Raw genomic sequence first — 12,569 nt, 5'->3', positions numbered from 1 at the left:
TGGCCGTGGTAAATCACGCCAAAAATTTTCTGTCATAGTCAAACTCAAATCCTCTCATCATGAGACATCCGGACAACCCCTAATGTCCACACCAAAAATAAAAAGCAAAGATGTCTCTGCTTTTTTTACTTTTACTATGTTTAAATATTTTTTATCAAATCTTGTTCATTATACTATTTAATATTAACAAATAAAAGTGCAAGAAACTAGCAACACTAGGGATTTGGCACCATATATGGACATTTGTCTTATCTAGCTACTGAAAATGCACTTTTACTGAATTAGATATCTTTTATGCTGCTCACGTTATTTATTATATTTCTAAATAATACATTGCTCTAATTGAAAAATAGACTTTCCTTTGTTTATCACCTTCACCTATAATTCAGTTGATAAATATCAGCCTCATTTAATCCCTAAACTTGCAAGACCAAGATGCAAGTAAATTTGAGGAAGCCTACTTCAGTAAATACTGCACCTTTAATAGACTAAAGGTGCATAAAACCCAAATTTAAAACGACACGATTCCTCGTAAAGACAAAGAACCGTGTCGTTGATAGCGTTGTGTATGGTTAACATAGCGGGCGAACCGCTGAACTTTCGGTAGCCAGATGGAGTCGGTGAAATATATGGAGTTCAATCCAATTAAATACGTTAAAGGAAGCTTCATCAAACAAACATTTGTTGCATAAATACGTCTTTTTGTTCTAGTAACACTTCGACTGAAAATTTTCTGCACCAAACCCTCCTTCTCTATTTCGCCGCCTGTGTTAGAATTTTTGCATTTATATGATCAATGACCTCTTCTGTGGTAGATACTCCGCCTAAATCTTTTGTTTTTATTCCTTCACCAATTGTCTCTTTAATAGCTTTAAATAACAGTGAGCCTAACTCCTCTAGCCCAAGGTGATCCAACATCATTTTTGCAGTCCACAATTGACCTATTGGATTAGCAATACCTTGACCAATAATATCAGGTGCAGAACCATGTACAGGCTCAAACATAGAAGGATATTTACCATTTAGATTAATATTTGCTGCAGGAGCTATCCCGATGCTTCCCATAACAGCAGCCCCTAAGTCTGTTAGAATATCACCAAATAGATTACTAGCGACAATAACATCAAAATCGTGAGGTTTCGAGACTAGAAACGCACATAATGCATCAATGTGATTGCTTTCTATATTTATGTTTGGATATTCTGTGCCGACTTCTTTAAACACTTGATCCCAAAAGGGCATACTGTGCACAATTCCATTTGATTTCGTTGCACTCGTCAATTTCCCACTACGTTTTGCAGCTAAATCAAAAGCATATCGAATCGTTCTTTCTGACGCTTTTCTTGTAAAAACAGCATTTTGAATGGCAATTTCATCGTCTCCATTGTGAATACGACCACCAACTTCACTGTACTCTCCCTCACTGTTTTCTCTTACAACAACAAAATCAAAATCATTTGGTTCTGCAAGTGGTGATTTTACTCCTTTTATGTATTGCGCGGGTTACAACTTGCTCACATTCACGACGTATTTTTTATCAACAATCCCCAAAGTGAAATATGATCTGGAACAAGCTGTGGATTCCCAACAGCCCCTAAATAGATAGCGTCTGATTGGTGCAACTTAGCCATACCATCTTTAGGCATCATTTCACCATGCTCTAAATAGTATTCACAACTCCACGGATATTTTTCATACTCAAACTTCACACCACCATGTACACTAGCCAATGTATCAAGCACGCTTAATGTTAGTGGAACAACTTCTTTTCCGATTCCATCACCCGGTATTACTGAAAGGTTTAGTTTGTTCATATTATTATCCCCCTTAAAATTGATCACATAAAAGCATGTAAAAAGAAAAGGATCTAGTTGCAATACGATTTTACGTATTGGTTTTACTAGACCCTCTTTTATTACCAATAATGATTTAGTTTATATTCTTGATAGATTGATCATTTAATTCTAAATCCGTCTCAACCTTTTTTCCTAAGAAAATTTGTATAGCAACTGCTACAACAATAATCACAAGAGCAATCAAATCTGTCACAATACCAGAGTAAATAGAACATAAAGCGGCTGCGACAAGTAAAGTACGGGTAATGAATTTTGCAGGACGCCCTACAAACCAGGCTTGAACAGCTGCTGCTAGAAGATAAATACCAATAGAAGCTGTAAATACTGCAATAGTAATATCTAGTGCACTTCCCACCATAAGGATTTCTGGACTATATATAAACATGAAAGGCACAATAAATGCTGCTATTCCTAATCTAAACGCTTGAACACCTGTTTTCATAGGATCTGTTCCGGCAATTCCTGCAGCTGCATAAGCAGCAAGAGCAACTGGCGGTGTGATTGCTGACATTACGGCGAAGTAAAAGACGAACATATGAGCAAATAAAGGTTCAATTCCTAAATTAATTAGTCCTGGTGCTACAACAGATGCTGCTACGGCATAGGCAGCTGTTGTTGGCATTCCCATTCCGAGTAAAATTGAAATAAACATTGCAAACAATAATGCTAATAACTCACTACTACCTGCTACAGAAAATAGCATTGAGCTAAAACGTAAGCCAATACCTGTTAATGAAATAACACCAACAATAATTCCCGCACAAGCACATACCGCAAGCAATTGTATCGTATTTTTCATCCCAAGCTCTAATGCGCCTATAATTTTTCTGATACCCATTCTAGTCTCAGCTTTGAACAAACTCACAATTAAACATGCAATAATACTATACGTTCCAGACATTATAACAGAGTATCCTTGTAGTAACATTCCTATTAAAAGAATAATAGGTAGAAATAAATAGTGCTTTTTAAGAATCCCTTTAAAACTAGGAAGATCTTTTCTTGCAATACCCTTCATACCCTTTTTGACGGCTTCAAAGTCTACCATCAAATAAACAGATAAGAAGTAAAGTAATGCAGGAATTGTTGCCGCAATAACAATTTCACTATAACGAATACCTGTTATTTCAGCCATTAAAAAGGCACCTGCACCCATAATTGGGATCATAATTTGTCCGCCTGCTGATGCAGTTGCTTCAGTAGCAGCAGCAAATCTGGCGTTATAACCAACACGTTTCATTAATGGGATCGTTAAAGAACCCGTAGCAACCGCGTTCCCGGCAGATGTTCCATTCATCATCCCCATTAGTCCACTAGAGATGACAGAAACCTTTGCTGGTCCTCCACGCATTCCGCCAGCAAGAGCAAACGAAAAATCGATGAAGTATCGACCAACACCTGACATTTGTAAGAAAGATCCAAAAATGATAAACAGTAAAATATATTTAGAAGAAACGTCTAGAGTTACTCCAAATATTCCATCTAGTCCGTAAATATATGTTGAGAAACGTTCGACGCTGTATCCACTGTGATTTAAAATACTTGGGAGATACGGCCCAACAAATGCATAAAGGATGAAAATCCCTGCAAGAATAGGGAGCGTCCAACCACTTGTACGACGAGTTAGTTCTAAAACCAGTAAAATACCAACTATTGCTACAACAAAATCCATCGTTGTTGGCATAACACCAAAACGGAATAGTAATTGTTGTAAATTAATTGCAATATAGATAAAGATTCCTATACTTGCTACTATTAGAATCCAATCAATGATTGAAACTCGGTTAGAAGCTTTTTTCCAACCAGGGAAAAGCATAAAACCAAGAACAATACCAAATAGTAAATGACTACTCCTGAAAATCCAAGGGTCAATAGGATGAAAATTTAAAATGTATAAATGATATAAGGCCCCAATTACAGCTATTGTTGTAAAAGTTATTTTTAACCCACCTGTTAAACGTCTAGCTTCAGAAGAACTTTCTATTTGTTCCTCATCTTCAACTCCTTGAAGCAAATCCTTTGCGGATTTCTCGTCTATTTCTTCTGGAATATTTTTGTCTTCACTCATTGTTCACCCTCCTTAGATAGAGTAAAAGTGACTCATAAACTGCCCCTAGTAGTGTAAGAAATTTCCACACGTCAAAACATACCGTTTAATATTGGCACTAATAGAGGCATGCCACTTGGCTATATAAGTCACTCTTATTATTTACTTATTCATTTATTCTTCCCATTCCTCCGGGTAAACAGATTCTGGTAACTCAATACCAATTTCCTCGTAGTACTTAATAGCACCTGGGTGTAATGGAACGCTTTCATTTTTAGTAATTGCTTCAGCAACGGCTTCTTTCATTGAAGCATGTGTTTGAGTCAGCATTTCACTGTTCTCATGATAGGCTTTTACTAAATCATAGACAAAGTCTGGATTCTCATCCTTACGCACAATGCCAAAGTTAAACATTGCGATTGTTTCAATATCTTGATCTAAAGTAGTGTACGTGTCTGCTGGGATTGTGAACGGGAAGAAGTAAGGAAATTCCTCGATCACTTTATCTCTTGTTTCTCCTTCAATACCAAAGAAGTTAATATCACGTTGCACTTCAATTTCTGAAACAGCTGAAATAGGAATTCCTGCCGCATATCCAATAATATTTAATTGACCATCCATTTGTTGGGAAGCCATATCACTTGCTCCAGCTTGGACATTATCTGTGTCAAGTCCTAGAACATCATGAATTAGTGGAACATACGTACCTGAAGTACCACCTGCTGGACCAACACCTACACGTTGACCTTTTATATCATCTAACGTAGTCACTCCTGAATCTTCAAGTGCCCACCAGTGAATAGGAGTCGTATACATAGGGAAAACAATACGAACATCATCCATCGTTTCACCTGCTGTCCATTCCCCAGTGCCTGTATAACCTTCATAAGCTGGTCCTAAAGTTACAAGACCTAGATCTTGATCACCTGCTTGCGTTAGTTGCATGTTATGAACTGGGCCTCCCGTTACTTCAACATTCGCAGTAATATCAAGTTTCTGTTCAAGTAGAGAAGCCAATCCTCCACCTACAATAAAGTAGGTCCCCCCTTGAGATGCTGTACCGACTTTAACAGTTGACGGGTATTCTTGGTATTCAACACTTGCTGAACCTGTATCTCCTTCATTACCCGATGAAGCTGTTTCTTCTTCATTACCCGATGAAGCTGTTTCTTCTTCATTACCCGGTGAGGCTGTTTCTTCTTCATTGCCGCATGCAGCTGTAAATACAAGTGATAAACCAGCAAATAGTACAGCAGTATTCTTTTTCCAATTCCATTTCATTACAATTCCCCCTGATTTTTTTTTGCGAAGTTTACTCTCCCTCATATTTGGGGAGAGTTTTTATATAATCGCTCCCAAACCGGTTTTTAAATTTTTGATATAATGGCTTGAAAGCGTCTTCCCACTGTTTTTTTTGATCCACTGATAAATGGTGAATAGCAATGCAATCACAGTTCTCTAAAGCTTGAAAATTACTTTCATTTAACTCTTCAGCTTTTTTCATCTCCCATTTTGAAACTTCCAGCATTGTCTCGCTGAGTAATATTTGAATATCTTTGGGAAGATCATTCCAAAAGGAATTATTCATTAAGACGACATAGCCTAAATATCCATGATTACTTACAGTTAAATGACTTTGCAAACTCTGTAAATTTTTGCTATGAATGTTAGAAAAAGTATTTTCTTGCCCGTCAATTCGGCCATTTTTAAGTAGTTGATATACCTCATTGAAGGAATTCGATTGAACGTTAGCTCCTAGTATTTCAAATTGAGATGCAATAATCGGACTAGGCATTACACGGAATTTCAAGTCTTTAAAATCACTTGTCTTAATTAGCGGATGACTTTCGTTTGTTATTTGTTTAAAGCCATTGTCCCAGACACCTAAAGGATAAAAACCTTTAGGTTCAAATTGAGCTAATAAATTACGGCCTATAGGACCACTTAAATAGGTATGAACGTCCTCGACATCTCGAAAGGCAAATGGAAGATCCATCACTTGCCACTCAGGTATTTCATTCGTCATTTTAGAAGTAGCCGGAGCAATCATTTGAATATCTCCTTTTTTTAGGGCACTAATTTCCTCCCCATCTTTATAAAGGAAACCATTAGGAAAAACCTGTACCTCAACAAACCCATTCGATCTTTCTTTTACTATTTTCGCAAATTTCCGTGCCGCCAAACCTTTAGGTGTATTCTCTCCTACAATGTGTGAAAAACGAATGATGATTCTTTCTTCCTCACTTAACTGCTCATGATCTTCTGTATAATCAAGTGAGTTACATCCTGTTAACAAAGTAAGAAAAAGCGCAAAAAGTATGACTAGCGGTGGACGTCTATTAAACATTCACAGAAATCCCCCTGAACTATATTTATTTGCGCTAGTTTAAATTGATTAAGTAAGTAATCAATTTAAATACTTTTGGTAACAATCTCTTCTAACTGTTTCGATTGTAAAGCGCTTTCATTAGAGTTACAATGTTCTACTCATACTGTTCTTTTTGGTCTTTAAGGTCTCAGACAGAGTAATAATGACTCGGGCGTCCTACGGAACCATACTGTAAGTGGACTTGGATCCTTTTCGATCGGTCAAGAAAATCTAAATATCTTCTTACTGTAACTCTAGCCATCCCCAATAAAGATGCTAATTGTTCTGCAGTTACAGCTTCTGATTGTTCAATTAATTTCAAAAGAATTTGTCGCATTGTTGCCTCACTCAACCCTTTTGGAAGTACTTCTTCTTGTTTTCCAACTTGTTTAAAATGATCTATGTCCTCTTGATTCAGCATAGAGATACCTTGAAGTTTACTCCACATTTTTTGATAAATCTCTAAAGCTACTTTTAATCGGTCAAAACGAAACGGTTTCACTAGATAGTCTACGGCTCCAAGACGAAAAACCTCATGGACTGTTTTTGCATCTTTTGCAGCTGTAATCATGATTACATCACAATGAATTTGTTTATTTCGAATAGACTTCAATACTTCCAATCCTGATATGTCTGGTAAATACATATCCAGCAAAACCAAGTCAGGATTTTCTTTTTTAATTTTAACTTCAGCTTCCTTTCCATTAGCTGCTGTCCCACACAACTTAAAAGGAGGGACCTTTTCCAAAAATCCCATGTTAACATCTAGCACCATTGGATCATCTTCTACTATTAGAACTTTGATCATTTTACACCTCTGTTTACTTCAATTGTTATTTCTGTACCTTCCCCAACTTCTGATTCAACAGTTATTTCTCCCTGCTGAACGGTAACAATTTGATTCACAAGAGCTAGCCCAATGCCTCGCCCCTCTTTTCCTTTTGTACTATAACCATAAGTGAAAATCTTTTCCTGTTGATCAATGGTAATTCCTTTCCCCTCATCTCTCACTCTTATATAGAGAAAATCTGCATCTCCTTGTACTAGACACTCAACTACTTTACTCTCTTGGTCACGATTAAATGCTTCAAAGGCATTTTCAAGAAGGTTTCCTAAAATCGTAACCATATCTCCGCGACTAAAACCGTTTAGTATCTCTTTTAGATAACTATTCTGATCAATATACAACGTAATCCCTAACTCACGTGCCCTTGATCGCTTTCCAAGCAACAAACCAGAGACAGAATAATCACTTAATTTCTCCTTTAAAAATTGGATTACATTTTCTTCATCAACCGTTTCACCAATTATTACGTCCAGAGCTTCTTCAGTTCTATCCAATTGGATTAGTCCCGCAATGCTATGAAGTTTATTCATGTATTCATGATTTTGAGCCCTAAGAGCATCGACTAATGCTTTCACTCCAGTAAGCTCCTCAGCAAATCGATTGGCCTCTGTTCGTTCAACCATCGTTATAAAAGACCCAACTAGCTTTCCTTTCACATGAGTATGATAGAAAGACAGTAGATAGATTTTCTCAAATAATACAGCATTTCGATTAATTAATTGCTGTTCTCCACTGGTTTTTAATTGATTTACGATTACCTCCCAAGTTTTTGGTGAAATGTCTCGTAAGTGCAATTCCTTCATCTCTTCTTCTTGATAGGTGTATTTTTTTGCTAACCTATTCATAAAAGTAACATACCCCTGCTCATCTAAGGCAATAATCCCCATATCCATTGCCTGCATTACAGCAGACCGTTCCTCTGCTAGTCTGGCTATTTCATAAGGCTCTAACCCAAAGGTTTGCTTTTTAACATTATTAGCCAGGAGAAAAGACCCTATTAATCCAAGTAGTAAACCCCAGATAAGTAATAGTAAAAGATCATTGCTATACTGTGTGATCATAGCTTGAAACGTTGGTGTCAAGACTCCCACAACTGCAACACCAACCTGCTTAACCCCTTCTTCATCCATAATTGGTACAAAAGCTCTTACAGCCTTTCCTAAGGTTCCTTTTGCTTCGGAGGTATATTCATGTTCGGCTAAAGCAGCGAACTCATCCCCACCGACGAACTCTTTTCCAATTAAACTCCCTGATGGATGGGAATAGCGTATTCGATTCATATCAATAATGACAATATAGTTTACGTTTGTTGCTAGTCTTGTTCTCTCTGCAATTGGTTGAATGACTTTTGACCCATTTAGTTCCCCAACATAGTTTCTTATGTCTGGCATTTGTGCTACTGTTCTTGCAATGGCAACTGCTCGTTCACCAAGTTCCTCTTCAAATGAATCTGTAATGCCATACACCATAATCCAGCCACTCGTTACAATTGAAATTGATACCATAAAAAATGACATAACTAGTATTTTTAAACGTAAGCTTATTTTCAATAATTGTCTCCCTTTTAAAAGTGTGTGATACCAAATTCCTTTTTTAAAGATAGCCATTACTTGATTAAATATAATTTACTTTAAATCACCGAAAATCTTTTCGGTTTCGGCCATAACTTCATTAATGAGTTCCTTAACGCTTGTATTTTTAGCTAACATGGGACTTTGACCACACCATAGTGACATTAACTCGCGGTTACTCTCTATGGACGCAACGCTTCTAATTTTTTTAGTGAGACTATTTTGAACTGGGAATTCAGGTAATTCTTTTTCTTTTTCTACCATATCTTCAATAAATTTATTTTTGATTCCTCTTGCCCATTTTCCAGAAAATGAACGTGTTAATACAGTTTGGTCCTCGCTTGCAGTGAGAATCACTTCTTTATGTACTTTGTGAGCACCACTTTCTATACAAGTTAAAAATGCTGTTCCCATTTGGACAACTTCTGCCCCTAAACATAAAGCAGCACTTAAACCCCTACCGTCCATAATTCCGCCTGCTGCAATAACAGGAATACTCACTTGGTCAACAACTTGAGGTATTAGTGACATTAAACCAATTAATCCTTCATTTGAATCATTAATGAAGCTTCCTCTATGCCCACCAGCCTCTATTCCCTGAACAGTAACACAATCCATACCACTTTTTTCATTCTCAATTGCTTCTTTTACTGTTGTGGCGGTTCCAACTAAAACAATGTTGTTCTGTTTTAACTTTTTTATAATCTCGGTACTAGGTATTCCAAAAGTAAATGAACAAACTGGTACTTGTTCTTCAATAACAACCTGAACCTGTTCTATAAAGGTTTGCCTTTCTGTCATTGGACTGGGAACTTCAAAATTTTCAGCGTTAATATCTAATTCTTTATAATAAGGCTGTAAAAGATCAATGGCTCTGTTTATCTCGCTAGTTGAAACAGAAAATTCATTAGGAACAAATAGATTAATACCAAAGTGATTCGTCTTTTGTTTAATCTCTCTAATTTGTTTACGCATTTGAGAAGGATTTAAATAACCTGCTCCAAGCATCCCCAAAACACCTGATTCTGAAGCAGCAGCAACTAGGTTCGCTGTTGTTATACCACCAGCCATTGGTGCTTGAATAATTGGATGTTTTATACCTAGGAGTTCTATCAGTTTATTTTTCATACACTCACCTCGATTGGATTAAAGTACTAGGGTAATAATATTGTACTATACACTTTTAAATTCATTTTACTAGTTTCACAGCAGTTTTTTTCTTTTTATTTAAAAGTACTACTTCATTTTTTTGAAGTAGTACCATAAAGGACTTATTTAAACTCTGTTGGGAAAACTGTTAAATCTATTCCCCACATAACCGGTAATAAGAAATATACCGAAATAACAATTAAGAAAAGGGCGACAATGTTGACCCAAAATCCATTTTTAACCATTTCCATTATGCTTCAATTTCCCTGAAGCATAAATAATGGCGTTTGGTGGTGTTCCAACTGGAAGCATGAATGCACAGTTAGCTGCCATTGCTGCCGGTACCATTAAAGCAAAAGGATGAATGTTAAGTGCTAGTGCTAGTGATAGTGAAGCAAGAACCGGTAAAATCATTGTTGCTGTCGCTGTATTTGATGTAATCTCTGTTAAGAATAATACTAATCCAGTTGTTAAAATAATGATTAGAATAAAATTAACACCCTCTAGAATCGTTAATTGACCGCCGATCCAATCCGCAAGACCAGTTTCTTTAAACCCTGCTGCAATCGCTAATCCACCACCGAATAGTAGTAAAATCCCCCATGGTACATCTTTAGAGATATTCCAATCTAATAAGCGACCACCTTTGTTAACAGATGGAATTAAGAATAAAAGAGCAGCTGCAAAAATAGCGATCATTGTATCGTTAATTCCAGGTATCGTAATAATTTGACCATCCCATAAGAATGATCTAGTAATCCACATAAATGCTGCAAAAAGGAAAACAGCTAACACTGCTTTTTCTTCAAATGAAATTTTTCCTAAAGCCTTCTTTTCATTTGCGATTAGTTCTTTTCCACCTGGAAGTTCTTTAAATTTGATTGGGTGAGCAACTTTAATTAAAAAGACCCAACTTAGTACCAATAAAATAACAACAACAGGAAAAGCAAAGAATAACCAACTAGCGAAGGTAATTTGAACACCATACAGTTCGTTAATAATTGCTGCTAATATAATATTTGGAGGCGTACCAATCAGTGTTCCAAGACCACCAATCGTTCCTGCATAACCGATAAATAAGTGCTTTCGCAAACTTATCTTCTTCAATCGAGAGATCTTCTTTATTTGTTTTTAATGCTTGTGACACTTGATAAGTAATTGCTGTTCCAATCGGTAACATCATCATTACAGCAGTTGTATTAGATACCCACATTGATAAAAAACCAGTTGCCGCCATAAACCCAAAGACAATTCGTGTTGGACTTGTGCCAATAATTGCAATAATAGTTAATGCAATACGTTTATGTAAATCCCATTTTTCCATTACCAGTGCAAGAAGAAACCCACCTAGAAATAAGAAGATAATTGGGTTACCATAGGAAGCTGTGACTACGTCGCCTTCTAACGCTCCCGTTATGGGCAACAAAATTATTGGTAAAAGTGACGTTGCTGGAATAGGAATAGCTTCTGTAATCCACCATGTTGCTACCCATAAAGTCGTTGCGAGTACCATTCGGCCTTCATAACTTAACCCTTCTGGAGAGAAGAAAAATACTACGAATGCAAAAAGAAGTGGTCCAAGCAATAAGCCAAGCCAACCTTTTGATGTGTGCTATATCCTGGTGGTTTTTCATTGTTATTATTATTGTTTTCTTTTTTATTAACAGTTGAAACAGTTCCCTTGCTTGACTTTGTTGGAAAAGAAAACAGTAGCAGTTTTTTTACTTGATAATGTGAAACCCATAATTGATTCCAAACTGTAGAAATACTTGTTTTCATGATTATATCCCCTTTAATTTAGATATCCTGTCTCATCAAAGGAACAGTTTAGAAACCCCTGTATCTTTTATGTTTCAGTGTGTAAATTTATTATAAGCGCTTTCATAATAACGACAATAAAAAGTTCATACTGTTCTTTTAGGTCTTTAAGTTCTATATTACTGTGTCTTTCTTTCCATAGAATAATCCCAAATTTCATCACAGTTCCCTATTTTATAAATTATTTCCGCTTTTTCGTTATACTAAAGGTCCGCCCAGCTCAACAATCTCTCCAGATACGCTTGTGAACTTTTTGAAGTTTCCTTTGAACTTGCTGGCAAGATCTAATGCTTTTGCTTTATAAGCTTCTTTGTCAGTCCAGGTTTTTTCTGGCATTAATACGCCATCAGGGACACCTTGAACATGGAGAGGAATTTCCATACCGAAAATCTCATCCTTTCGGGTTTCCACGTTGTCTAAATCGCCGTTAAGTGCTGCTTTCACCATTGCACGCGTGTAGGAAAGATTCATACGTTGCCCTATGCCATATTCGCCGCCAGTCCAGCCTGTGTTCACTAAGAATACTTTTGCATTGTGCTTTTCAATTTTTTCTCCCAGCATTTCTGCATAACGAGATGCGTTAAGCGGTAAGAATGGAGAACCGAAGCATGTAGAAAACGTTACTTGCGGAGATGTAATCCCCCGCTCTGTTCCTGCTAGCTTACTAGTGTAACCGCTTAAGAAATGGAACATGGCTTGTTCTTTGGATAACTTGCTGATTGGGGGTAAAACGCCGAATGCATCAGCTGTTAAGAACACAATTGTATTTGGGTGTCCGGCAACACTTGGTAACATGATATTATCGATTGCGTCAATTGGATAGGCTGCACGTGTATTTTCTGTTAGAGATACATCGTTGTAATTTGTAAGACCAGTATTTTCGTCAATCAAAACATTTTCTAATACAGAACCA

Annotated in this window: 9 protein-coding genes and 2 pseudogenes; 1 reads left to right on the top strand and 10 read right to left on the bottom strand. The window is 36.7% G+C overall.

Annotated features, from left to right (window positions below; genetic code table 11):
• Positions 1–181 (top strand): hypothetical protein (locus ACHABW_RS24525; RefSeq protein WP_435759494.1); only part of this gene is annotated, 181 nt, incomplete at its 5' end.
• A 330-nt stretch (positions 182–511) separates the two neighbouring features.
• On the opposite strand, the gene ACHABW_RS24520 is transcribed toward ACHABW_RS24525, so the two are convergent.
• The 10 genes and pseudogenes from ACHABW_RS24520 to ACHABW_RS24475 form a co-directional block, all read right to left on the bottom strand.
• Positions 512–739, bottom strand: a complete 228-nt coding sequence (locus tag ACHABW_RS24520; protein WP_435759492.1) for a hypothetical protein — start codon at positions 737–739, stop codon at positions 512–514.
• A gap of 14 nt (positions 740–753) precedes the next feature.
• Positions 754–1,814, bottom strand: a pseudogene (locus tag ACHABW_RS24515) (tartrate dehydrogenase).
• A 115-nt stretch (positions 1,815–1,929) separates the two neighbouring features.
• Positions 1,930–3,924, bottom strand: coding sequence for a TRAP transporter permease (locus tag ACHABW_RS24510; protein WP_435759490.1), 1,995 nt, complete (start codon positions 3,922–3,924; stop codon positions 1,930–1,932).
• A gap of 153 nt (positions 3,925–4,077) precedes the next feature.
• Positions 4,078–5,184: a TAXI family TRAP transporter solute-binding subunit gene (locus tag ACHABW_RS24505; protein WP_435759488.1), complete on the bottom strand. Its 1,107-nt coding sequence runs from the start codon at positions 5,182–5,184 to the stop codon at positions 4,078–4,080.
• Positions 5,185–5,215: 31 nt separating this feature from the next.
• Positions 5,216–6,250, bottom strand: coding sequence for a DctP family TRAP transporter solute-binding subunit (locus ACHABW_RS24500; RefSeq protein ID WP_435759486.1), 1,035 nt, complete (start codon positions 6,248–6,250; stop codon positions 5,216–5,218).
• A gap of 169 nt (positions 6,251–6,419) precedes the next feature.
• On the bottom strand, positions 6,420–7,079 hold the full coding sequence (locus tag ACHABW_RS24495) for a response regulator (protein ID WP_435759484.1): 660 nt from the start codon (positions 7,077–7,079) through the stop codon (positions 6,420–6,422).
• Positions 7,076–8,668: an ATP-binding protein gene (locus tag ACHABW_RS24490; RefSeq protein ID WP_435759483.1), complete on the bottom strand. Its 1,593-nt coding sequence runs from the start codon at positions 8,666–8,668 to the stop codon at positions 7,076–7,078. The genes ACHABW_RS24495 and ACHABW_RS24490 overlap by 4 nt, the downstream gene beginning before the upstream one ends.
• 75 nt (positions 8,669–8,743) lie before the next feature.
• Positions 8,744–9,817 (bottom strand): NAD(P)H-dependent flavin oxidoreductase, encoded by a 1,074-nt coding sequence (locus ACHABW_RS24485; protein WP_435759481.1) that lies wholly within the window; start codon positions 9,815–9,817, stop codon positions 8,744–8,746.
• A gap of 143 nt (positions 9,818–9,960) precedes the next feature.
• Positions 9,961–11,617: pseudogene (locus tag ACHABW_RS24480) on the bottom strand (SLC13 family permease).
• Positions 11,618–11,854: 237 nt separating this feature from the next.
• Positions 11,855–12,569, bottom strand: a 715-nt coding sequence (locus tag ACHABW_RS24475; protein WP_435759479.1) for a phosphoenolpyruvate carboxykinase (ATP), incomplete at its 5' end; no start/stop codon positions are given.

This window comes from Salipaludibacillus sp. CF4.18 (assembly GCF_051262595.1).
GTDB lineage: Bacteria > Bacillota > Bacilli > Bacillales > Salisediminibacteriaceae > Salipaludibacillus > Salipaludibacillus neizhouensis.
The sequence above is the reverse complement of the archived record's forward strand: the minus strand, read 5'-3'. Positions and strand labels throughout refer to the sequence as shown.

What these genes read in the sequence shown, in the direction of transcription:
- ACHABW_RS24510 (WP_435759490.1), bottom strand. Translation starts at nt 3,924, where the DNA reads ATGAGTGAAGACAAAAATATTCCAGAAGAAATAGACGAGAAATCCGCA.
- ACHABW_RS24505 (WP_435759488.1), bottom strand. Translation starts at nt 5,184, where the DNA reads ATGAAATGGAATTGGAAAAAGAATACTGCTGTACTATTTGCTGGTTTA.
- ACHABW_RS24500 (WP_435759486.1), bottom strand. Translation starts at nt 6,250, where the DNA reads ATGTTTAATAGACGTCCACCGCTAGTCATACTTTTTGCGCTTTTTCTT.
- ACHABW_RS24495 (WP_435759484.1), bottom strand. Translation starts at nt 7,079, where the DNA reads ATGATCAAAGTTCTAATAGTAGAAGATGATCCAATGGTGCTAGATGTT.
- ACHABW_RS24485 (WP_435759481.1), bottom strand. Translation starts at nt 9,817, where the DNA reads ATGAAAAATAAACTGATAGAACTCCTAGGTATAAAACATCCAATTATT.